The sequence below is a fragment of the Actinoplanes sp. TFC3 genome (assembly GCF_001553785.1).
GTDB lineage: Bacteria > Actinomycetota > Actinomycetes > Mycobacteriales > Micromonosporaceae > Actinoplanes.
Window position 1 is genome coordinate 1,047,498 of record NZ_LOJP01000001.1, and the last position, 21,567, is coordinate 1,069,064.

A 21,567-nucleotide genomic window follows, 5' to 3' on the forward strand; every position below is an offset into this window, starting at 1 on the left:
GCTGCGGTTCGGCCAGAACGTCTACGGCTTCTCCGAGAAGGTGAAGAACGTCAAGGTCGACACCCAGACCCGCGTTGACCTCTACACCATCGAGACCAGCAACTGAGTCTTGAGTCGGCGGCGATGAAACTCGGCCGTTAGTGCGGTGGTGGCGCCACGGGGATCTATGAAACCGTGGCGCCACCGCTGTGTTCCCCCACCTTCAAGTCGCCGCGCCCACGACGCCCGGCGGCGCATCTTCCGCGGAAGAGGCTAAATCCGTATGTTCCGCTACATCGTGCGGCGCTTACTCCAGATGGTCCTGACCTTCTTCGGGGCCACCTTCATCGTGTACGCGCTGATGTTCGCCAACCAGGACGACCCCCTCCAGGCGTTGGCGGGCGAGAGGCCCCTCACTCAGAACGTGCGACAGGCGCTGACTGAGCGATACCACCTCAACGACCCGTTCCTCGTGCAGTACTGGTACTACATGAAAGGCCTGCTCACCGGGGACTTCGGCACCTCGCTGACCGGCCGCAGGATCGGCGACATGATGACCCAGGCCTGGCCGGTCACCATCCGGCTCGCCCTGATCGCCATCGTGATCGCCGCGACCGTCGCCGTGGTCGCTGGTGTCATCTCCGGCATCCGGCGCGGCAGCCTCTTCGACAACGTCACGCTGGTGATCACGCTGATCATCCTGTCGCTGCCGATCATCGTGCTCGCCCCGCTGTGCCAACTCATTTTCGGCATCAAGCTCGGTTGGTTCCCGCCAACCGCGGGAGCACATCCATCCTTCTGGGCGCTGGTGCTGCCGGCCCTGGTGCTGGGCAGCCTCGTCATCGCAACCGAACTGCGCGTCACCCGCGCCTCGGTCGCCGAGAACCTGCGCTCGGACTACGTTCGCACGGCTCGGGCGAAGGGTCTGTCCCGCAACCGGGTGATCGGTGTGCACGTACTGCGTAACTCGCTCATCCCTGTCGTGACCCTCATCGGTGTCGACATCGGCGGTCTGATGTCCGGCGCGATCGTGACCGAAGGCGTGTTCAACATCCCCGGCGTTGGCTTCAACCTGTTCCGCGGCATCCGGACCGAAGACGGTCCGCTCGTGGTCGGGTTCGTCAGCATCCTGGTGATCGTCTTTTTGGTCGTGAACCTGCTGGTAGACCTGCTGTACGCCGCTCTCGACCCGAGGATTCGTTATGAGTGATCTCGAAGCAGTAGCCGCCGCGGCCGGCCCCAGCGGTGAAGCGCCGGTTCAGCCCCGGCACAAGTCCAAGACCGACAAGCCGCGCAGCCTGGCCGGCGACGCGTGGATCGACCTGCGCAAGAGCAAGATCTTCTGGACCGCCGCGGTGCTGGTGCTCATCATCGTGCTGATGGCGCTGTTCCCGTCGCTGTTCGGCGCAGGTAACCCGCGCGAGTGCATCCTGGCCCGTCAGCACGGCGCGGCGAGCGGCAGCGCGATCCTTGGGTACGACTACCAGGGCTGCGACGTCTATGCCAAGACCATCTACGGCGCCCGCAACTCGTTGCAGGTTGGCCTGCTGGCGACGCTGATCTCCGGCGTGATTGGCCTGATCTTCGGTCTGTCGGCCGGCTACTTCGGCGGCTGGCTCGACGCGATCCTGTCGCGTTTCATCGACGTCGTGCTCGGCATCCCGTTCCTGCTGGCCGCGATCGTGCTGGCCAAACGCCTCTCGGCCGACCCGAACAGCAACGGCGTGCTGGCAGTCACTATCACGCTGGGCGTGCTCGGGTGGACCACCGCGGCTCGCATCATGAGATCCTCGGTGATCGCGTCCAAGAACCAGGACTACGTGGCCGCGGCGCGCATGCTCGGCTCCGGCCCGGCCCGGCTGATGATGCGGCACATCCTGCCCAACTCGACGGCGTCGTTCATCGTCGTGCTGACCATCCTGCTGGGGACGAACATCGCCAGCGAGGCGACTCTGTCGTACCTCGGTATCGGTCTCAAGGGTGATGCCATCTCCTGGGGCATCTCGATCTCCGAGGCCGGGGCCTTCGTCCGGACCGCCCCGGGCCCGCTGATCTGGCCGTCGATCTTCCTGGCGGTCACGGTGCTGGCCTTCATCATGCTCGGCGACGCGGTCCGCGACGCCTTCGACCCGAAGCTGCGGTGACCCTCATATGACCGACATCAAGGCGGAGATCGACGTCCTGCCCGGGCTCGACCCGCATGCCCCCCTGCTTGAGGTCAACAACCTGCACGTGGAGTTCCGCACCCAGTACGGTGTGGCCCGTGCGGTAAACGGCGCCAACTTCCGGCTGGCCCCGGGCGAGACCCTGGCGATCCTCGGTGAGTCCGGTTGTGGCAAGTCCGTGACCGCCCAGGCGATCATGGGCATTCTGGACTCCCCGCCCGGGTTCGTCACCCAGGGCGAGGTCAAGTATCGCGGTACGGACCTGCTCAAGCTGCCCGAGAACCAGCGCCGCAAGATGCGGGCCAACCACATCGCGATGATCTTCCAGGACGCCCTCTCGGCGCTCAACCCGGTCTTCACGGTCGGCTACCAGCTCGGCGAGCTGTTCCGCAAGCATCGCGGCATGTCCCGCGCCGACGCCAAGAAGCGCTCGATCGAACTGCTCGACCAGGTCAAGATCCCGGCCGCCAAGGCCCGCATCGGCGACTACCCGCACCAGTTCTCCGGCGGTATGCGCCAGCGCGTGATGATCGCTATGGCGCTGGCCCTGGACCCCGAGGTGCTGATCGCCGACGAGCCCACCACGGCGCTCGACGTGACCGTGCAGGCGCAGATCATGGGCCTGCTCGCCGAACTGCAGCAGCAGCGCAACATGGGCCTCATCCTGATCACCCACGACATGGGCGTGGTGGCCGACGTGGCCGACCGCATCTCGGTCATGTACGCCGGCAAGGTGGTCGAGGAGGCTGGCGTCTACGACATCTACTCGCGCCCGGCCCACCCGTACGCCAAGGCCTTGCTCGAGTCGATTCCGCGGCTCGACATGAAGGGCCAGCAGCTCAACGTCATCCGTGGACTCCCGCCCGCCCTGACGGCAATCCCGCAGGGCTGCGCGTTCAACCCGCGGTGCGCCTACGCCCAGGACGTGTGCCGGCAGGACCCGCCGCCACCGCCGTACGCCGTCGCACCGGGCCGGACCGCCCGCTGCCACTTCTGGAGGGACGTGATCGGGGAATGACCGATCGCAACGACGTGGTGCTCGAGACCAAGGGCCTCGTGAAGCACTTCCCGATCACCCAGGGCATCCTGTTCAAGACCAAGGTCGGCGCCGTCCGAGCGGTCGACGGCGTGGACATGACCCTGCGCCGCGGCGAAACACTCGGCGTGGTGGGTGAATCCGGCTGCGGCAAGTCGACGCTGCCCAAGCTGCTCGTCGGGCTGGAGAAGCCGACCGCGGGCTCGATCAACGTCCGCGGCCAGGACATGACCAAGCTCAAGGGCTCGGCGCTGCGCCACGCCCGCCGCAACATCCAGATGGTGCTGCAGGACCCGTACACCTCGCTCAACCCGCGCATGACGGTCGGCGACATCATCGGCGAACCGTTCGAGATCCACCCCGAGGTCACCCCGCGCAAGGGCCGGGCCAAGGCGGTGCAGGACCTGCTGGACACGGTCGGCCTGAACCCCGAGCACGTCAACCGCTACCCGCACCAGTTCTCCGGTGGTCAGCGCCAGCGCATCGGCATCGCCCGCGCACTGGCGCTCAAACCCGAGATCATCGTCTGCGACGAGCCGGTCTCCGCGCTCGACGTGTCCATCCAGGCGCAGGTCATCAACCTGCTGGAGGGCCTGCAGAACGAGTTCGGGCTGTCGTACATCTTCATCGCCCACGACCTGTCTGTGGTCCGGCACATCTCGGACCGGGTCTCGGTGATGTACCTGGGCCGCGTGGTGGAGACCGGCAACGACGCGCAGATCTACGAAAACCCGACGCACCCGTACACCCAGGCGCTGCTGTCGGCTGTCCCGGTTCCGGACCCGCGCCTGCGCGGCCAGCGCGACCAGATCGTGCTGGAAGGCGACGTCCCCTCGCCGGCCAACCCGCCGTCGGGGTGCCGCTTCCGGACCCGCTGCTGGAAAGCCCAGTCGATCTGCGCCGAACAGGACCCGGTGCTGTCGATCCGGGAACGCTCGGACCACCCGAGCGCGTGCCACTTCGCTGAGCCGCGGGACGTGGTGCACGCGGTCTGAGGTGCTTGTGTTCGGGGGAGGGGTCCGCTGGGTGCTTCGGCGGGCCCCTCCCCTCGTTTCCGCTGGGAGCCGCCCTTGACGTGTCTGGGCTTACGGCGACGGCGGCTGCCGATAGCGAGCGGGTTACAGGGGGCCGCGCCCGGCGCGGAGCAGGAGCAGGGCTACCTGGGTGCCGTCGGGGCCGAGGGCTTCGCGGAAGCGTTCGACGATTTCGCGTTCGCGGGACAGGACGAGGCGGGTGCCGCCGGAGGCCATCCGGGTGCGGCCGACCTGCTGAGAGAGCCGGGAACGTTCCAGCCACAGGTCGATGATGGTGCCGTCGATCTCGTCGATGCGCTCTCGGATGTTCTTGATCTCGTCGGCCGCGGGTTGCGCGCCCGCGCCGGTGCGCTCGTCCAGGCCAGAGCCCGAGGTCGTGCCGGAATCCGAGGCCGCGCCCGAGGCCGCGCTGGAACCGGCCGAGCCCGCGCCCGTGTCGGTGCGTTCGGCTAAGTCCGGGGCGGCGGCGCCCGCATCAGGACCAGCGCCCGCGTCAAGGCCGGCGGTCGGGGTGCTGGTGGGCTGGTTGATCAGGTCTGCGCTCATGTCGTGCTCCTCGGGTGCTGAGGTCCCGGCCTGTCCCGCCCCCGGCAGCAGCAAGCCCCGGGCTCGGGAGCCCGGGGCTTGATGGAGGCCTTCGTTCAGGCGCGATCCACGGTCGCCGGACTTCCGGTGCCGTAGTCGTAAAATCGCGCCTGCTCAATCACGTTGCGAGTATGCCCCCCGCGCGGGCTGGCTCGCAAGGAAACCGCCCGAAGCGTGGGATCGGCGTGGTCAGCCGGTCTTGGTGATGCGGTTGGCCGGGCCGGGGGTTACCGGGGTGCCGGCGCCGAGGTAGGCGACCAGGGCGTCGATGTCGAAGCCGGGGGCGGTCGTACGGTCGGTGCCCAGCGTCAAGGTGCTGAACCCGTCGCCGCCGTTGGCCAGGAAGTCGTTTGTGGTGACGCGGTATGACGTGGCCGGGTCGATTGCCGTGCCGTTCAGGGTCAGGTCGCTCACCCGTGAGCCGAGTGGCGCCGTGCTGTTCCAGGAGTAGGTCAGGCCCTTCGACACCTGCAGGATCTTCTGGGTGCTCTGCCCGGCGTAGCCCGCGAACTGCTGCTCCAGGACCTCCTTGAGCTGGGCGCCGGTGAACGTCTGGGTCACCACGAGGTTGTTGAACGGCTGGACCGTGAACGCTTCGCCGTAGGTGATCTGCCCGTCCGCTTCGCCGCCGGCGGAGTTCTCGGCGTCGAAGTCCGCGCGGATGCCGCCCGGGTTCATCAAGGCGATCTGCGCGGTGCTGTCCTGCGTGTACGCCAGTTGCGCGTCGGCGATCACGTCACCCAGCGGCGATTCACCGTTGGCGCCGGCGGTGCGCACGATGTCGCCGGTGATCGAGCCGACCACGCGGTTAGCGATCGGCGCCACGGCCGTACGGTATTTGTCGGCGACCTTCTTGGCCTTGAGGTCGACCGTCTCCGGGTTCTTGAGGTAGACGCCCGTCGCGTCCTTGAGCCAGCCGCCCTTGCCATCCGCGACGCCGTTCTCGACGACCACGTTCTTGGCGGCGATGGTGGCGAACTTGCCGGTGCGCCGGTCGAGTGTGTAGTCGATGTCGGTGACCAACTGGCCGTTGGTGCCGGCGCTGGTAACCACCGAGGTGCCCGCCGAGTTGGGCAGCGTGCACGAGTAGAAACGGTGGGTGTGCCCGGAGGCCACCACGCCGAACTCGGGGTTGAGGCCCTTGACGATGGTGACGATCGGCCCGGTGAAGTTGGCACAGTCCGAGACACCAGGCACCGGCACCTCGGCCGACGCGTTCTGCTGTCCGCCCTCGTGCACGAGCAGAACCTGCGCCTTGACCCCGAACGCCTTGAGCACCTTGCTCCACTTGTTGGCGGTCTCGACCTCGTCGGCGAAGCGCACGTTGCGGATGCCGGCCGGGTTGACGATGCCGGCCGTGCCCTCCAGCGTCAGCCCGACGAAGCCGACCGGCACACCACCGACGAACTTGATGTCGATCGGCGGCAGGATCGGCAGCCCGGTCTTCTTGTTGATCGTGTTCGCGGCGAGATAGCTGAACTTGGCCCCGCCGAAGCCGTCGCCGTCCTGGCAACCGTCGGTCGGGTGACACCCGCCGCGCTGCAGCCGGATCAGCTCGTCGACGCCCTCGTCGAACTCGTGGTTGCCCACCGAGGAGACCTGCAAGCCGATCTCGTTCATCAACTCGATCGTGGGCTCGTCGTGAAACGCGGCGCTGACCAGCGGTGACGCCCCGATCAGGTCGCCGGCGCCGACGGTGATCGTCGAACGGCCTTCACGAGAGGCTTCGGAGCGGAGCCTTTTCAGGTAGGTCGCCAGGTATTCGACGCCGCCGGCGGGCACGCCGTTCACCGCCGCACCGGAGCCGCCGGGCGGGTCGATAGCGCCGTGAAAGTCGTTGTAGCTCAGGAACTGGCCCTTGACGCTCCGCCCGGCCGGGTGGCCGTAGCTGACGCTGGCGGGTGCCAGGCCCGGCGCGTACGCGGGTGCTGCCTGGGCCTGCTCGGTGCGGGCCAGGGGCAGGGTGGCGACGACGGCCAGGGCGAGAGCGAGGCCGGCCCACCTTCTGTAGGGGCGGTTCATGCCCGACAGCCTGAGTCATCGATGGTGATGAGCGCAAGGCGAACTCGGGGGCCTGTGGATAACTCCGATCAATGTTCACAGGGACGAGACGGGGCGGCAAGGTTGTCGTACCCCGGGCATAGACTTGTCCGCGCGATGCGAGCCCTTCCCGAAAACACCCAGCCTCTGTTCGCCGTTCCCGCTGTTCAGCAGCGGGAGGAGCCCCGGCGCGCGCCCGCCCGGCGCCTGGATCCCGAGTCGCTGCTGACCGGTCTCAACGGTCCCCAGCGCGATGCCGTGACCCATGCCGGTTCGCCGCTGCTCATCGTCGCGGGTGCGGGGTCGGGCAAGACCCGGGTGCTGACCCATCGCATCGCCTACCTGCTGGCTCAGCGCGACGTGCATCCGGGCGAGATCATCGCGATCACGTTCACCAACAAGGCCGCCGGCGAGATGAAAGAACGCGTGGCGGCCCTGGTCGGCCCACGCGCGCGGCTGATGTGGGTTTCCACCTTCCATTCCGCATGTGTACGAATCCTGCGCGCCGAACACGAACATGCCGGCCTGAAGAGCACGTTCTCGATCTACGACGCCGACGACTCCCGGCGGCTCATGCAGTTGGTGGCGCGCGAGCTGGACCTCGATCCCAAGCGCTACACCGCGCGCGGGCTGGCCGCCCAGGTCTCCAACCTCAAGAACGAGCTGGTCGACCCGGCCGACTTCAAGGAGAAGGCGAAGGGCCCGAACGAGCGCGCCGTCGCCGAGGCCTATGAGCTCTACCAGCGCCGCCTGCTGGAAGCGCACGCGTTGGACTTCGACGACATCATCATGGCGACCGTGCACCTGTTCCAGTCGCACCCGCACGTCGCCGAGGCCTACCGGCGCCGGTTCCGCCACGTACTGGTCGACGAATACCAGGACACCAACCACGCGCAGTACACATTGGTGCGTGAGCTGGTCGGCACCGGGGGCGGGGAGGTGCCCCCGGCCGAGTTGTGCGTGGTCGGTGACGCCGACCAGTCGATCTACGCGTTCCGCGGGGCGACCATCCGCAACATCCTGGAGTTCGAACGCGACTACCCGGATGCGCGCACGATCCTGCTGGAACAGAACTACCGTTCCACCCAGACGATCCTGTCCGCGGCCAACGCCGTCATCGACCGCAACACCTCCCGCAAACCGAAACGGCTGTGGAGCGACCAGGGCGCCGGGGAGCAGATCGTCGGGTACGTGGCCGACACCGAGCACGCCGAGGCCGACTGGGTGGCCCGCGAGATCGACCGGCTGACCGACAACCATGACGTACGCCCGGGGGATGTTGCCGTCTTCTACCGGACCAACGCCCAGTCCCGCGTGTTCGAGGAAGTGTTCATCCGGGTCGGGCTGCCGTACAAGGTCGTCGGCGGGGTGCGCTTCTACGAGCGTAAAGAGGTTCGGGACGCCCTGGCGTACCTGCGGGCCGTGGTCAACGACGACGACACCGTGAGCATCCGCCGGGTGCTCAATACGCCCAAGCGTGGCATCGGTGACCGGGCCGAGGCGTGCATCGAGGCGCTGTCCACCCGCGACCGGGTCTCGTTCGGTCAGGCTCTGCGCCGGGCCAAGGACGCGCCGGGCATCTCCACCCGTGCGGTGAACAGCATCACCGACTTCGTCCAGCTTCTCGACGATCTGCGTGAGCTGTCCCGCACCGCGCCGCCGGAAGAGGTGCTGGAGGCGGTGCTGCAGCGTTCGGGGTTGCTCTCGGAGTTGGAGGAGAGCCTCGACCCGCAGGACCAGGGCCGGGTGGAAAACCTGCAGGAGCTGGTGAGCGTCGCCCGCGAGTACACCGAGCGCGTTGAAGCCGCGGCGGACGAGGACGAGGCGCAGGCCGCGACCCTGGCCGGCTTCCTCGAACAGGTCGCGCTGGTGGCCGACGCCGACCAGATCCCCTCCGACGATCCCGATCACCAGGGTGTCGTTACGCTGATGACGTTGCACACCGCCAAGGGCCTGGAGTTCCCGGTCGTGTTCCTGAGCGGCTTGGAAGACGGTGTTTTCCCACACATGCGCGCGCTCGGCGACAACACCGAACTCGAAGAGGAACGGCGCCTGGCATATGTCGGGATCACCCGGGCGCGTCAGCGGCTCTACCTTTCCCGAGCCGTGACCCGCTCAGCGTGGGGGCAACCGCAGTACAACCCGCCCTCGCGGTTCACCGATGAGCTGCCTCCAGAGCTGGTGCGCTGGGAACGTACGGCAGGCTCCTACACGTCTTGGTCCGGCTCCGGAAGCGGCGTCGGCGGCCGCGGCTCGTCAGGCTTCTCCGGCGGAACGCCGAGGGCTCAGCAGCTCGCGCAGCGGCTGGGCGTGGACGCCAGCAAGCTGACCACAGCCAGCGAGCTGAAGCAGCCGCCGAAGGTGTCCACCGGCGACCGCGTCAACCACCAGCGCTACGGCCTGGGCCGGGTGGTGTCCGTGGAGGGGCAGGGGCCCGGCGCGCGGGCCCAGATCGACTTCGGCGACCAAGTGATGTGGCTGGTCCTGCGGCACGCCCCGATCGAAAAAATTTAGGCGGGGCCGGCAGCGGAGAGGTCCGTGCAGCCGGGGATGTCGACGCCGTGCTCGTGCATCCACCGGGTCGGCTCGATCGGGTTCTTGTAGGTTCCCTTGTGGACCTCGAAGTGCAGGTGGGGGCCGGTCGAGTGGCCGGTGGAGCCCTCGTTGCCGATATGGTCGCCGACCTTGACGTGCTGCCCGGCGGTCACCGTGATGGCCGACATGTGCCCGTAGTGGGTGAGGTAGCCGTTGCCGTGGTCGATCAGCACCGCGTTGCCGTAGCCCTCGGCCGGTCCGGCCGTCACGACGATGCCCGCGCCGGCCGCGCGGATCGGGGTGCCCTCGGCCGTGGCGATGTCCACGCCGGCGTGCAGGCGACCCCAGCGCTCACCGAAGCATGAGGTGACCGAGCCTTCCGGCATCGGGTTGATCCACTGCGGAAGCGGCTTGGCCTTACTCTTCTGCGCGACGAACGGCACCCCGAGGTCGAGACCGCCGAGCGGGGAGACACCGGCTACGCCGTTCTGCGGGGCGATGTCCGCGGTGGTGCTGCGAACCGACACCGGTGTGGCGCTGCGCGCGGCTGCTCCGGCGGGGGAGGGGCCGTTGTCAACGGCTGAGAGACCTGCCACACCGACGCCGGCGACCAGGGTCGCGGCCATCGCGTATCGGCCCTTCTCGGCGAGAGGCTCACGCGGGGCGCGGTGGCTCGTCAGCGCTGTGGTGCGACGGTGGCGACCAGGGGCGTGCCGCGGGGCTCGGTGCTGCACTGATCCTCCAGGCCTCGGTGTCGTCTGACACCTGCCTGTCGGCACTGCCTCGCGCAATGCTGAGGCGGCTGAGGATCTTGCAACCGCGGCGGTTGCGGCTTGGTTGCTGCGCGGTCTAGGAAGCGGCGAGCGAGCCGTACACCGACTCGATCTTCAGCTTGATGTCCACGCCGTGCGAGCGCAGGTAAGGCACCGGGTCGGTCGGCGCGCCGGCGACGTAGACGCCGACGTGCAGGTGGGTGCCGAACGAGTGGCCGGTGCTGCCGACCTCGCCGAGGATCTGGCCGGCCTTGATCGTGTCGCCGGTGCGCACGAGCACCCGGCGGGCGTGCCCGTAGATCATCTGGGTGCCGTCCTCGAGCTCAACGGTCACCGAGTAGCCGTAGCCACCGTTGTAGCCGGCCTGCTTGACCGTGCCGCCGTGGATCGCCTTGAACGGGGTGCCCTCGGGCGCGGCCAAGTCGATGCCTTCGTGCAGCACGCCGAAGCGCATGCCGTAGGGGGCGCTGAACGTGTAGTCCTCAAGCGGCAGCACCCAGGCTTCCTGCTCGAGCTCCTCCTGGGTGGGAGCCGCCGCGTCGGCGCTGCGATCGTCGCCACGCGAGGCCCGGTCACCGGGGTCGGTGGCGCGGTCGGCGAGCGCGTCCTGCGCGACGGCGGCTTCCTGGAGGTTTTTCAGCACCTCGGGGTTGGGCGCTTTGACGTCAGGCATCTGGGTGGCCGACCCGAGGGCAACCACGCCGGCGCCAACGAAGGCCGAGGTGACGACAGCCGCGTAGCGGCTGCGCGGGGGGGTAGGAACGCGCCGTCGGCCGCGATAGCGGTCGGGCTCAGACGACAGGCGCTGACGCACGAACAACCCTCCGTCGATGGCAAAAAGTGGCGGTTCCACCGGGGAAAATCAAAAACCTGATCGGTGGTTTGCCGGGCCGTCCGGCTGGATTAACCAGTTGACGACCGGGAGCCACGGTAACCAAACGCAACGCCAGTCACAAGTCGCAGCGCCAATTCCCTGACAGTTCCGTCCGGGTATTCGCGGAACATTGTCCGGTTTGGTTAGCTTTTCGGGGGAGCGGCGAGGTTGTCTCTCCGTAACTGTGTATCGAACGCAAAGTTATGTGACGTGGAATACGTTCCTTGGTGCTTGCGCAAGATCGCTGGATGGTCGTGGTCGTGGCGTAGTACGGGGCAGCATGCCCCCAAGGTTCAACGTGCTCGGGTTAACGTTGCCTAGGTCCGCTCGCACGGGCCGGGTCGACGCGCGCCGAAGGGGTCGCACATGCAAGCACGGATCAGGGTTGTGGTGGCCAAGCCCGGGCTCGACGGGCATGACAGAGGTGCCAAGGTGGTGGCTCGCGCGCTGCGTGACGCCGGCATGGAAGTCGTGTACACCGGCCTGCATCAGACGCCGGAGCAGATCGTGGAAACCGCGCTGCAGGAGGACGCCGACGCCATCGGGCTGTCCGTGCTCTCGGGTGCGCACATGACGCTCTTCCGCCGGGTCACGGAACTGCTCAAGGAACGTGACGCAGCCGACATTGTTGTATTCGGCGGCGGCATCATTCCGGCCGATGACATCAGCGAGCTGGAACAACTCGGGGTGGCCCGGATATTCACGCCGGGGGCAACGACCGCGTCCATCGTCGAATGGGTACGCGCCAATGTCGCCACCGCTGTGGCCTGATCCTATTTATCAGTCGCTCAGTAGCGGCGCAATTCCAAAGAGTTAAAGGGAGAGGCCGGACGCACCCCTCACACGTCCGGCCTCTCTATGCACGATGCCCCGCCGCCACCCCTCGACCGACAGGGCATCGGCCGCTTTCCGCCGGGCTCAGCGCTCCGACACCACACTCAACGACGCCTCACTGCGGCGGTTACGGGCGAGTTTTTGGCCGTACCGGATGATGATGTTCTTGTGTGGTCTTGCACACCGCGCCCCCGCGCCGTCAATCCCGGCCGCAATGTGGCTAGGCTGCGAATTGAAGCTCCTGAACCATCGGTGGGGCGGACATTTCTCTCACGCTGGCGGCGACGCAACGACGCGCCGCGCACACAGGTCGGGACGCAGGTACGCGGCTTGCCGGGGCAAGCGTCGCGAGCGAAAGGAGACACGTGGACCTGTTCGAGTATCAGGGACGCGACCTGTTCGAACGGCACGGCTTGCCCGTGCTGGGCGGCGGCGTCGCCGAGACCCCGCAGGAGGCCCGGGCCATCGCCGAGCGCCTCGGCGGCAAGGTCGTCGTGAAAGCACAGGTGAAGGTCGGAGGCCGCGGCAAGGCCGGCGGCGTCAAGCTGGCCGACGGCGCGGACGAGGCTGAGGCCCGGGCGACCGACATCCTGGGCATGGACATCAAGGGCCACACCGTGCACAAGGTGATGCTGGCCGAAACCGCGGACATCAAGGACGAGTACTACTTCTCGTACCTGCTGGACCGGGCCAACCGCACCTTCCTCTGCATCGCCAGCGTCGCCGGCGGTATGGAGATCGAGCAGGTGGCTGAGGAGCAGCCGGACAAGGTTGCCAAGGTCGCCATCGACGCGAACGAGGGCGTCACCGAGGCCAAGGCCCGCGAGATCGTCACCGCGGCGCAGTTCCCGGCCGAGGTCGCCGACCAGGTGGTCGACATCGCGGTGAAGCTCTGGCAGACCTTCGTCGCCGAGGACGCCACCCTGGTCGAGGTCAACCCGCTGGCCAAGGTCGGCGACGGCCGGGTGCTCGCGCTCGACGCCAAGGTCACCCTCGACGAGAACGCCGGCTTCCGTCACCCCGACCACGAGGCGCTGGTGGACCAGTCCGCCGTCGACCCGCTGGAGCAGGCCGCCAAGGCCAAGAACCTCAACTACGTCAAGCTCGACGGCGAGGTTGGCATCATCGGCAACGGCGCGGGCCTGGTCATGTCGACCCTCGACGTGGTGGCGTACGCGGGCGAGGCCCACGGCGGCGTCAAGCCGGCCAACTTCCTTGACATCGGCGGCGGCGCCAGTGCGGCGGTCATGGCCAACGGCCTCGAGGTCGTGCTCTCCGACCCGTCGGTGAAGGCCGTGTTTGTCAACGTCTTCGGCGGCATCACCGCGTGTGACGAGGTCGCCAACGGCATCATCCAAGCGCTCGCCCTGCTCTCCGAGCGCGGCGAGGCCGTCACGAAGCCGCTCGTGGTCCGCCTCGACGGCAACAACGCCGAAGCGGGACGCGCGATCCTCGACGAGGCGAAGAACCCGCTGGTCGAGCGGGTGGACACGATGGACGGTGCGGCCGAGCGCGCCGCCGAGCTCGCGTTTGCGGGGAAGTGACGACATGGCAATCTGGCTCACCAAGGACTCCAAGGTCATCGTCCAGGGCATGACCGGCTCGGAGGGCTCCAAGCACACCCGCCGGATGCTCGCCGCCGGCACCAACGTCGTGGGCGGCGTCAACCCGCGCAAGGCCGGCACGACCGTGGACTTCGACGGCACCTCGCTGCCCGTGTTCGCCAACGTCGCCGAGGCGATGAAGGAAACCGGCGCGGACGTGTCGGTCATCTTCGTGCCGCCGGCGTTCACCAAGGCCGCGGTGCTCGAGGCGATCGACGCCGAGATCCCGCTCGCCGTGGTCATCACCGAGGGCGTACCGGTTCAGGACTCCGCGGCGTTCTGGGCGCACAACATCGCCCAGGGTCAGAAAACCCGCATCGTCGGCCCCAACTGCCCGGGTATCGCCTCGCCGGGCGCGTCGAACGCGGGCATCATCCCGGCCGACATCACCCCGGCCGGGCGCATCGGCCTGGTCAGCAAGAGCGGCACGCTGACCTACCAGCTGATGTACGAGCTGCGGGACTTCGGCTTCTCGACCTGCGTGGGCATCGGCGGCGACCCGATCATCGGCACCACCCACATCGACGCGCTCAAGGCGTTCCAGGACGACCCGGACACCGACGCGATCGTGATGATCGGCGAGATCGGCGGCGACGCAGAGGAACGCGCGGCCGAGTTCATCAAGGCGAACGTGACCAAGCCCGTGGTCGGCTACATCGCCGGCTTCACCGCCCCGCCCGGCAAGACCATGGGCCACGCGGGCGCGATCATCTCGGGTTCGGCCGGCACCGCCGACGCCAAGAAGGCAGCCCTCGAGGCGGCTGGCGTCAAGGTCGGCAAGACCCCCAGCGAGACCGCGCGGCTCATGCGCGAGGTCATGAGCTGATCTTGGTACGACCACAGCGCGCCGCCGTCCGGACCACCCTGTCCGTCCGGCGGCGCGCCGTGTCTGCGGCCCTTTCCAAGGATCGAGCAGCGGCGCGTCGTCGTTTCTGCGTCGCAGCGGGGCGCCCGGCGTGGAAAAGTAGGCAGTGATGCCGACAACACCCGACCGTCCCACCGGTCGATCCGCCGGCTCGGGGGACCCGAGGGACACCACCGAGGCAGCTGACGACGCCCACTTCGTAGCTCAAACGCGCCCTTCCGTCGAGCGAGGTGCCGGGTACAACCCCTCGGACGAGGACTTCGACATCGTCCGTGAGACGGTGCCCCTCACCGCGCGCTCGCCGGACGGCGAGCCCGCCTCCGGCTCCGCCGCCGCTGCGACCGTCGGTATCGATGTCGGCGAACGGCCCACCGTGCGGGTGGACGCCGGCAACCGCGAGACCGTCAAGCTGCCCAACCAGCGTCAGCCCACCGATGCGCGCCGACGTGCGCCCCTGCCGGTTGCCGCGGCGTTCGCGACGGTGTGGGCCGCGCTGCTCTCGTACGTGCCGGTGGCCGCGATCATCGGCATGGCCCGGACCCTGGAAGGCCAGGGTGGCCTCGGCGGCGCGATGCATGCCGGGGCGGCGGGGTGGCTGCTCGGGCACGGCGTACCCATCGGCACGTCGATCGGTCCGCTCGGTCTGGCGCCGTTGCTGCTGACATTGCTGGCGGGCTGGCGGCTCAACCGGGCGGGGCTGCACGTCACCCGGGCGATCGGCGCGCGGCGCAGCGGATCGCGCAAGGCTGCGGTGCTGGTGGCCGGGTCGGTCGGGTTGTCGTACGGAATCATCGGGCTGCTGGTGGCTTTCGCCGTCGACGGCAGGGGCACGGATGTCGAACCGGTCCGCGCGGGCATCCACCTTTTCCTGGCCGGATTCGTCTTCTCGCTGATCGGCTCGCTGCGCAGCAGTGAAGCGCTGGTGGTGCTCGCCCGGCGCATTCCTCAACCGCTGCGCCATGGCCTGCGCACCGGTGTGGTCGCGGCCTTGCTGATCCTCGCGGCCGGAGCCGTGTTCACTGGTCTCTCGGTCGCCATCGGGGGCCGGCAAGCCGCCGACATGATCGCCGCCTACCGGACGGGAGTGGCGGGCCAGGCGGGCATCACGCTGCTGAGCCTGGGGTACGGCGCGAACGCCACGATCTGGGCGGCGGCCTACCTGCTCGGTCCGGGCTTCGCGCTCGGGACCGATTCAGCGGTACGGCTGACCGAGCTCAGCGTGGGACCGCTACCGACGCTGCCCCTGCTGGCCGGGTTGCCGAACGGCCCGATGGGCGCGAGCGGCGCCCTGCTGCTGGCGGTGCCGGTGCTGGCCGCGATGGCGGCAGGCTGGCTGCTCACCCGGCGCCTGATGACGGTCCACCACGTGGTCGACGGCCACCTCGTCGACGGGCGGCACCCGGCGCGCACCGGCGACACGCCGCCCGTGGAACCGGCCTGGTCGCTGGTGCTGACCTCGACGGTGATCGCGGGCCCGGTGACCGGGATCGTGCTGGGCATGCTGTCCTGGCTGTCCAGCGGGCCGCTCGGGGACGGGCGGATGGCCGAGATCGGGCCGGTGCCGTGGCAGGTGGCCCTGGTTGCAGCGGCTCTGGTCACGGTCTGCGCCAGCATCGGCGCGGCGGCCGGGCGAGCTTTCCGCGCGCCGGTGCGCAAGTAGCCCGCACAACACCGCCCGCTTGGGGAGTCCGCCGCGCCGGTGCCGACGCGGCGGACCGGTCGATCAGAGGCTGGAGTACGAGGAGAAGTTCCACGCGCCGGTAGTGATCGAGATGATCAGACCGACGAGGCCGAGCACGGCCGCGATCGCGCCGCAGATCAGGCCGGCAAGCGCCTGGCTGCGGTTGGTGGCGACGCCCGCCTTGACCTTGTTCAGGCCGAGGTAGCTGAGCACGGCACCGGCGATGCCGACCGGCAGGCCCAGGTAGAGGCAGCACAGCAGCGGGATCGCGGCGATGCCGAGGATCATGCCGACGAGGCCCTGGGTGTTCTGCGGAGCGGCGGGGCCACTGCCGTACGGCTGCTGGGCGCCATAAGGCTGCTGCGCACCGGCGCCATAGGGCTGCTCAGCGCCGTACGGCGGCGGCGGAGGCGGCGGATAGGAACCCGGCGGCTGCTGGTTGGGGTCGTCCTGACCAGGCTGCATTGTTAGACCCTTCCGAGGGTTTGAAGTGCGGGAGGAACCGGCAGCCTACCGTGACCGCAAGATCGCGCGTAGATCCGAACACCTGGTCAGGGGCCATTCGTTCGGCGGTCGCGGACCGGTCGTCCGCCAAGGGCGCCGTAGCCGAGCGACGAAGCGCTCCCCGTGCTCAGGTAGGGTGCTCGGGTGACTGACCCCGCGCCCTCCCGCCTGGTCGTCCTCGTCTCCGGCTCCGGCAGCAATTTGCAGGCCCTTCTCGACGCCGCGGCGGACCCCGCGTACGGCGCGAAGGTGGTCGCCGTCGGTGCGGATCGGGACGGCATCGCCGGGCTCGACCGAGCCGCAGCCGCCGGAGTGCCGACCTTCGTGGACTCGGTGAAGGCCTACCCGACCCGCGACGACTGGGACGCCGCCCTCACCGCTCATGTCGCCGGGCACAAGCCGGATATCGTCATCTCGGCGGGCTTCCTCAAGCTGGTCGGCAAGCAGTTCCTGGACGCGTTCGGCGACCGCTATGTCAACACCCACAACGCGCTGCTGCCGGCATTCCCGGGCATTCATGGCCCGCGCGACGCGCTGGCGTACGGGGTGAAACTCGCCGGTGCCACCCTCTTCTTCGTCGACGCCGGCGTCGACACCGGACCCATCATCGCCCAGGTCAGCGTGCCCGTGCTCGAAGGCGACACGGAAGACACGCTGACCGAGCGCATCAAGGACGCTGAGCGCCGGCAGCTCGTGGAGTTCGTCGGCCGACTGGTCCGCGAAGGCTGGACCATCACGGACAGGAAGGTCACCATCCCATGAGCGACGCGGGTCGCCGCCCGATCAAGCGGGCACTGCTGAGCGTGTACGACAAGACCGGCCTGGTCGAGCTCGCGCAGGCGCTGCACACCGCCGGGGTGCAGATCATCTCGACCGGTTCGACCGCGTCGACCGTCGAGGGTGCCGGCGTGCCGGTCACCCGGGTCGAGGAGCTCACCGGCTTCCCCGAGACGCTGGACGGCCGGGTCAAGACGCTGCATCCCAAGGTGCACGCCGGCCTGCTCGCCGACCTGCGCCTGCCCGCGCACGAGCAGCAGCTCGCCGAGCTCGCCATCGAGCCGTTCGACCTGCTCGTGAGCAACCTCTACCCGTTCACCCAGACGGTTGCGTCCGGCGCGAGCGTGGACGAGTGCGTCGAGCAGATCGACATCGGCGGTCCGGCCATGGTGCGCGCCGCTGCGAAGAACCACCCCTCGGTTGCGGTGGTGACGGCGGTGGCGGCGTACCCCCTGATTCTGGACGCTGTGAAGGATGGCGGTTTCACGCTGACGCAGCGCAAGATGCTCGCTGCTCGCGCGTTCGCCGACATCGCCGAGTACGACGTGGCGGTGGCGAACTGGTGCGCGACCGCGCTGGCCCCCAGCGAGTGGCCCGAGTTCTCCGGCTTGGCGCTCAAGCGGGAGAACCCGCTGCGCTACGGCGAGAACCCGCACCAGCAGGCGGCCCTTTACCTCGACCCGAACGCTCCGGCCGGGCTCGCGCAGGCGCAGCAGCTGCACGGCAAGGAGATGTCCTACAACAACTACGTCGACGCCGACGCCGCGTGGCGCAGCGCCAACGACTTCACCGACCCGTGTGTCGCGATCATCAAGCACGCCAACCCGTGTGGCATCGCGATCGGCGCGGACGTGGCCGAGGCACACCGCAAGGCGCACGCCTGTGACCCGGTGTCGGCGTTTGGCGGCGTGATCGCTGTCAACCGCGAGATCACCGCCGAGCTGGCCAAGCAGTTGGATGGCATCTTCACCGAGGTCATCGTCGCGCCCTCCTTCGCGCCCGAGGCCCTCGCGGTGTTCCAGGAGAAGAAAAACCTGCGCGTGCTCGTGGCGCCGTCCTGGAACCCGCCGCCCGCCGAGGTCAAGCAGATCGGTGGCGGCGTGCTGGTGCAGTTGGCCGACCGCATCGACGCCGAGGGGGACGACCCGGCCAACTGGACGCTGGCAACCGGCCCGGCGGCCTCGCCGGAGGAGCTGCGCGATCTCACGTTCGCGTGGCGGGCGATCCGCTCGGTCAAGAGCAACGCGATCCTGCTGGCCCATGACGGCGCGACCGTGGGTGTCGGCATGGGTCAGGTCAACCGGGTCGACTCGGCGCACCTCGCGGTCAACCGCGCCGGCGCGGAGCGAGCCAAGGGCAGCGTGGCGGCCTCCGACGCATTCTTCCCGTTCCCCGACGGCCTCGAAGTGCTGATCGCCGCGGGCATCAAGGCAGTGGTGCAGCCGGGCGGCTCGATCCGCGACAACCTGGTCATCGAGGCTGCGGAGAAGGCGGGTCTGACCGTCTACCTCACCGGAACCCGGCACTTCTACCACTGACGCACGGCCATGACCACGATCGTCAATCAGACGTTCTCCGGCAAGGACTGGGCGCTCGTCGACGTGGAACGCGCAGAGTACGAGGACTGCGCGTTCCACGACGTCGACTGGTCCGAGGCGCGGCTGACCGGCTGCACCTTCACGCACTGCCACTTCGGCAACGTCCGTTTCAACGCGAGCGAGCTGATCCGGTGTGCGATCACGCAGTCGGTGCTGCAGCGGTGCTCGTTCTTCGACGCCACGTTCACCGATTGCAAGCTCACTGGCGCCGAGTTCATCGACTGTGGCCTGCGTCCGCTCGCCATTGACGGCGGGGACTGGGGCTTCGTCTCGCTGCGCAACGCGAACCTGACGGCCGCCAAACTCGGCGGTCTGCGGTTGCGCGAAGCCGACCTGGAAGGCGCGAACCTCACCCGCGCCGACCTGCGCGGCGCTGATCTGTCGAACGCGCGGCTCAAGAACAGCATTCTCAAGGGTGCCGACCTGCGCGGCGCCGACCTGGACGGCGTGGTTCTGCGCGGGCTGGACCTCAGCGGCGCGAAGATCGACCTTGAGCAAGCCGGCTTGTTCGCTCGGGCCCACGGGGCCGTGATCGGCTGACTCGGCCGCTCAGGGGGGCGGTCTTCTTGGCAGCGTCAGGCGTGCGCCACGCTGAGGCCGAGCAGGATGAGGCTGATCGCGGCGGCCAGGGTGGTGGCCGTCGATGCGGCGACGCGATCCGGGGACTGCTCGCGCAGGACGTAGACCGCAATCGGGGCGATGGCCGCGCCGACCAGCCAGAGGCTGTTTGTCAGCACGGCGAGCATGATGACACCCAAAGCGGCCATGACCAGGATTGCTCCGGTCGGGGGCCGCTGGGGCCGGTGCTCGTGCTTGATCGCTGACATCGGGTATCAGGATAGGACGCCGGTGCTACTTCGAGCCCGGCGGCGATGTCCGGCCTGCATGCAGTACGCTCGTACTGCTAAGCATGTGTCCCGGGAGAGGAGCGCCGGCCGATGGCGAAAATCAAGGTCAACAACCCGGTCGTGGAGCTCGACGGCGACGAGATGACGCGGATCATCTGGAAGCAGATCCGCGAGCAGCTGATCCTGCCTTACCTCGACGTCAACCTCGAGTACTACGACCTGTCGATCCAGTACCGCGATGAGACCGACGACCAGGTGACCATCGACGCGGCCAACGCCATCAAGCGCCACGGCGCCGGCGTCAAGTGCGCGACGATCACCCCGGACGAGGCCCGCGTCGAGGAGTTCGGCCTCAAGAAGATGTGGCGGTCGCCGAACGGCACCATCCGCAACATCCTCGGCGGCGTGGTGTTCCGCGAGCCGATCATCATGTCCAACGTCCCGCGCCTGGTGCCGGGCTGGACCAAGCCGATCATCATCGGCCGGCACGCCCACGGCGACCAGTACAAGGCGACCGACTTCGTGGCGCCCAGCGCGGGCAAGCTGACCGTGACGTTCACCCCCGAGGACGGCTCGGCGCCGATGGAGTTCCACGTCGCCGACTACCCGGCCGGCGGGGTGGCCATGGCCATGTACAACTTCGACGAGTCGATCCGTGACTTCGCGCGCGCGTCGTTCCGCTACGGCCTGGCCCGCAACTACCCGGTCTACCTGTCGACGAAGAACACCATCCTCAAGGCGTACGACGGCCGCTTCAAGGACCTGTTCGCCGAGATCTTCGAGACCGAGTTCGCCGAGGACTTCAAGGCAGCCGGCCTGACCTACGAGCACCGCCTGATCGACGACATGGTCGCTGCGGCGCTCAAGTGGGAGGGCGGTTACGTCTGGGCCTGCAAGAACTACGACGGCGACGTGCAGTCCGACACAGTGGCGCAGGGCTTCGGCTCGCTCGGCCTGATGACCTCGGTGCTGATGACCCCGGACGGCAAGACGGTCGAAGCCGAGGCAGCCCACGGCACGGTGACCCGTCACTACCGCCAGTGGCAGAAGGGCGAGAAGACATCGACCAACCCGATCGCGTCGATCTTCGCCTGGACCGGCGGCCTCAAGCACCGCGGCCTGCTGGACGAGACCCCGGCGGTGACCGAGTTCGCGCAGACGCTGGAGAAGGTCTGCATCGACACGGTTGAGGCAGGCCAGATGACCAAGGACCTTGCGCTGCTCATCGGCCGGGACGCCCCGTGGCTGACCACCGACGAGTTCATGAACGCCCTCGACGAGAACCTGGCTCGTAAGCTCGCCTGATCTCGCTCGACCCCGACCGCCGGCCCGCTTCCTTGCGGGCCGGCGGTTGCGTTTCCGGTGCGCCGTGTTTCTGCCGCGCCCGTGTTTCTGCCTTGCCCGCGTCTTGCCGCGCCCGCGTCTTGCCGCGCCCGCGTCTTGTCGCGCCCGCGTCTTGTCGCGCCCGTGTCTTGCCGCGCCCGCGTCTTGTCGCGCCCGTGTCTCTGCCCGTGGCGAGCGGCGATTTTTACCGCGCTGAGCGGCGCTTTGCCCACGGCCGGTGGGCCAGATCGGCGAACCGGATCAATGTGGCAATCCGGGTGTTCATGCGTAACCAGGGGAGAGGCAGGTCGTTGCTCATGGCAGAACGGATGACGGCCGCGACGCTCGAGGAGTCGTACGCCGGTTTGGCTGCCTTGTCCCGGGCGCCGATCGGCTTCCTCGCCGCGATACGGCCAGTAGGCGCTTTCGCCTGCCGTCCTTCCCTGCGGGGGGCCTTGTCCCGGGCCCCCCGCAGGGAAGGACGGCAGGCGAAAGCGCCTACTGGCCGTATC

Annotated in this window: 19 protein-coding genes; 13 read left to right on the plus strand and 6 right to left on the minus strand. The window is 68.4% G+C overall.

What is annotated here, in order from left to right; translation table 11 throughout:
* The first annotated feature begins 262 nt into the window (after window positions 1–262).
* From TFC3_RS04715 to TFC3_RS04730, 4 genes are read left to right on the plus strand one after another with little or no spacing between them, the layout of a single operon-like run.
* Complete coding sequence (locus TFC3_RS04715; RefSeq protein ID WP_067496086.1) at window positions 263–1,189, plus strand: ABC transporter permease; 927 nt, start codon at window positions 263–265, stop codon at window positions 1,187–1,189.
* On the plus strand, window positions 1,182–2,123 hold the full coding sequence (locus TFC3_RS04720; RefSeq protein ID WP_067496089.1) for an ABC transporter permease: 942 nt from the start codon (window positions 1,182–1,184) through the stop codon (window positions 2,121–2,123). Before TFC3_RS04715 ends, TFC3_RS04720 begins: the two co-directional genes overlap by 8 nt.
* A 7-nt stretch (window positions 2,124–2,130) precedes the next feature.
* Window positions 2,131–3,162, plus strand: coding sequence for an ABC transporter ATP-binding protein (locus TFC3_RS04725; protein ID WP_067496092.1), 1,032 nt, complete (start codon window positions 2,131–2,133; stop codon window positions 3,160–3,162).
* Window positions 3,159–4,175 (plus strand): ABC transporter ATP-binding protein, encoded by a 1,017-nt coding sequence (locus tag TFC3_RS04730; RefSeq protein ID WP_067496095.1) that lies wholly within the window; start codon window positions 3,159–3,161, stop codon window positions 4,173–4,175. The genes TFC3_RS04725 and TFC3_RS04730 overlap by 4 nt, the downstream gene beginning before the upstream one ends.
* 123 nt (window positions 4,176–4,298) lie before the next feature.
* Here the strand turns inward: TFC3_RS04730 and TFC3_RS04735 are convergent, their stop codons facing one another.
* Together TFC3_RS04735 and TFC3_RS04740 are read right to left on the minus strand one after the other, a co-directional pair.
* Window positions 4,299–4,574: a chorismate mutase gene (locus tag TFC3_RS04735; RefSeq protein WP_067505983.1), complete on the minus strand. Its 276-nt coding sequence runs from the start codon at window positions 4,572–4,574 to the stop codon at window positions 4,299–4,301.
* A gap of 414 nt (window positions 4,575–4,988) precedes the next feature.
* Window positions 4,989–6,821 (minus strand): bifunctional UDP-sugar hydrolase/5'-nucleotidase, encoded by a 1,833-nt coding sequence (locus tag TFC3_RS04740; RefSeq protein WP_067496098.1) that lies wholly within the window; start codon window positions 6,819–6,821, stop codon window positions 4,989–4,991.
* A 135-nt stretch (window positions 6,822–6,956) separates the two neighbouring features.
* On the opposite strand from TFC3_RS04740, the gene pcrA reads away from it, so the two are divergent.
* Window positions 6,957–9,353 carry a DNA helicase PcrA gene (pcrA, locus tag TFC3_RS04745; RefSeq protein WP_153040097.1) on the plus strand — a complete coding sequence of 799 codons (2,397 nt, stop codon included), beginning with the start codon at window positions 6,957–6,959 and terminating at the stop codon, window positions 9,351–9,353.
* Here the strand turns inward: pcrA and TFC3_RS04750 are convergent.
* Together TFC3_RS04750 and TFC3_RS04755 are read right to left on the minus strand one after the other, a co-directional pair.
* Complete coding sequence (locus TFC3_RS04750) at window positions 9,350–10,000, minus strand: M23 family metallopeptidase (RefSeq protein ID WP_082771857.1); 651 nt, start codon at window positions 9,998–10,000, stop codon at window positions 9,350–9,352. The two genes, pcrA and TFC3_RS04750, sit on opposite strands and share 4 nt — an antisense overlap.
* Before the next feature lie 223 nt (window positions 10,001–10,223).
* Complete coding sequence (locus TFC3_RS04755) at window positions 10,224–10,961, minus strand: M23 family metallopeptidase (protein WP_067505988.1); 738 nt, start codon at window positions 10,959–10,961, stop codon at window positions 10,224–10,226.
* 426 nt (window positions 10,962–11,387) lie between these two features.
* Here TFC3_RS04755 and TFC3_RS04760 point away from each other — a divergent pair, with 426 nt between their 5' ends.
* The 4 genes from TFC3_RS04760 to TFC3_RS04775 all read left to right on the plus strand — a co-directional run bounded on the left by TFC3_RS04760 (window position 11,388) and on the right by TFC3_RS04775 (window position 15,984).
* The gene (locus tag TFC3_RS04760; RefSeq protein ID WP_067496104.1) at window positions 11,388–11,792 is read left to right on the plus strand and encodes a cobalamin B12-binding domain-containing protein; all 405 of its coding nucleotides are present in this window, start codon (window positions 11,388–11,390) and stop codon (window positions 11,790–11,792) included.
* 428 nt (window positions 11,793–12,220) lie between these two features.
* The gene (gene sucC / locus TFC3_RS04765; protein ID WP_067496107.1) at window positions 12,221–13,399 is read left to right on the plus strand and encodes an ADP-forming succinate--CoA ligase subunit beta; all 1,179 of its coding nucleotides are present in this window, start codon (window positions 12,221–12,223) and stop codon (window positions 13,397–13,399) included.
* 4 nt (window positions 13,400–13,403) lie between these two features.
* The gene (sucD, locus tag TFC3_RS04770) at window positions 13,404–14,285 is read left to right on the plus strand and encodes a succinate--CoA ligase subunit alpha (RefSeq protein WP_067496110.1); all 882 of its coding nucleotides are present in this window, start codon (window positions 13,404–13,406) and stop codon (window positions 14,283–14,285) included.
* Between the two features lie 148 nt (window positions 14,286–14,433).
* A complete protein-coding gene (locus tag TFC3_RS04775) occupies window positions 14,434–15,984 on the plus strand; it encodes a DUF6350 family protein (protein ID WP_236717983.1) in 1,551 nt (516 codons plus the stop codon).
* 63 nt (window positions 15,985–16,047) lie between these two features.
* Here the strand turns inward: TFC3_RS04775 and TFC3_RS04780 are convergent, their stop codons facing one another.
* On the minus strand, window positions 16,048–16,470 hold the full coding sequence (locus TFC3_RS04780; RefSeq protein WP_067496112.1) for a DUF4190 domain-containing protein: 423 nt from the start codon (window positions 16,468–16,470) through the stop codon (window positions 16,048–16,050).
* A 183-nt stretch (window positions 16,471–16,653) separates the two neighbouring features.
* Between TFC3_RS04780 and purN the strand changes: the two genes are divergently transcribed.
* The 3 genes from purN to TFC3_RS04795 are packed head-to-tail and all read left to right on the plus strand — an operon-like array spanning window position 16,654 to window position 19,424.
* Window positions 16,654–17,271, plus strand: a complete 618-nt coding sequence (gene purN / locus TFC3_RS04785; protein ID WP_067496115.1) for a phosphoribosylglycinamide formyltransferase — start codon at window positions 16,654–16,656, stop codon at window positions 17,269–17,271.
* Window positions 17,268–18,824: a bifunctional phosphoribosylaminoimidazolecarboxamide formyltransferase/IMP cyclohydrolase gene (purH, locus tag TFC3_RS04790; protein WP_067496118.1), complete on the plus strand. Its 1,557-nt coding sequence runs from the start codon at window positions 17,268–17,270 to the stop codon at window positions 18,822–18,824. The genes purN and purH overlap by 4 nt, the downstream gene beginning before the upstream one ends.
* A gap of 9 nt (window positions 18,825–18,833) precedes the next feature.
* Window positions 18,834–19,424, plus strand: coding sequence for a pentapeptide repeat-containing protein (locus TFC3_RS04795; protein WP_067496121.1), 591 nt, complete (start codon window positions 18,834–18,836; stop codon window positions 19,422–19,424).
* Window positions 19,425–19,459: 35 nt separating this feature from the next.
* Here TFC3_RS04795 and TFC3_RS04800 read toward each other — a convergent pair whose 3' ends face one another.
* Entirely contained in the window at window positions 19,460–19,711 is a 252-nt protein-coding gene (locus TFC3_RS04800) for a hypothetical protein (protein WP_067496124.1), read from the minus strand.
* Window positions 19,712–19,822: 111 nt separating this feature from the next.
* On the opposite strand from TFC3_RS04800, the gene TFC3_RS04805 reads away from it, so the two are divergent.
* On the plus strand, window positions 19,823–21,037 hold the full coding sequence (locus tag TFC3_RS04805; RefSeq protein ID WP_067496127.1) for an NADP-dependent isocitrate dehydrogenase: 1,215 nt from the start codon (window positions 19,823–19,825) through the stop codon (window positions 21,035–21,037).
* Window positions 21,038–21,567: the final 530 nt, after the last annotated feature.

Coding starts and splice junctions, on each gene's coding strand:
- TFC3_RS04715 (WP_067496086.1), top strand. CDS start 263: ATGTTCCGCTACATCGTGCGGCGCTTACTCCAGATGGTCCTGACCTTC.
- TFC3_RS04720 (WP_067496089.1), top strand. CDS start 1,182: ATGAGTGATCTCGAAGCAGTAGCCGCCGCGGCCGGCCCCAGCGGTGAA.
- TFC3_RS04725 (WP_067496092.1), top strand. CDS start 2,131: ATGACCGACATCAAGGCGGAGATCGACGTCCTGCCCGGGCTCGACCCG.
- TFC3_RS04730 (WP_067496095.1), top strand. CDS start 3,159: ATGACCGATCGCAACGACGTGGTGCTCGAGACCAAGGGCCTCGTGAAG.
- TFC3_RS04740 (WP_067496098.1), bottom strand. CDS start 6,821: ATGAACCGCCCCTACAGAAGGTGGGCCGGCCTCGCTCTCGCCCTGGCC.
- pcrA (WP_153040097.1), top strand. CDS start 6,957: ATGCGAGCCCTTCCCGAAAACACCCAGCCTCTGTTCGCCGTTCCCGCT.
- TFC3_RS04750 (WP_082771857.1), bottom strand. CDS start 10,000: ATGGCCGCGACCCTGGTCGCCGGCGTCGGTGTGGCAGGTCTCTCAGCC.
- TFC3_RS04760 (WP_067496104.1), top strand. CDS start 11,388: ATGCAAGCACGGATCAGGGTTGTGGTGGCCAAGCCCGGGCTCGACGGG.
- sucD (WP_067496110.1), top strand. CDS start 13,404: ATGGCAATCTGGCTCACCAAGGACTCCAAGGTCATCGTCCAGGGCATG.
- TFC3_RS04775 (WP_236717983.1), top strand. CDS start 14,434: ATGCCGACAACACCCGACCGTCCCACCGGTCGATCCGCCGGCTCGGGG.
- TFC3_RS04780 (WP_067496112.1), bottom strand. CDS start 16,470: ATGCAGCCTGGTCAGGACGACCCCAACCAGCAGCCGCCGGGTTCCTAT.
- purH (WP_067496118.1), top strand. CDS start 17,268: ATGAGCGACGCGGGTCGCCGCCCGATCAAGCGGGCACTGCTGAGCGTG.
- TFC3_RS04795 (WP_067496121.1), top strand. CDS start 18,834: ATGACCACGATCGTCAATCAGACGTTCTCCGGCAAGGACTGGGCGCTC.
- TFC3_RS04800 (WP_067496124.1), bottom strand. CDS start 19,711: ATGTCAGCGATCAAGCACGAGCACCGGCCCCAGCGGCCCCCGACCGGA.
- TFC3_RS04805 (WP_067496127.1), top strand. CDS start 19,823: ATGGCGAAAATCAAGGTCAACAACCCGGTCGTGGAGCTCGACGGCGAC.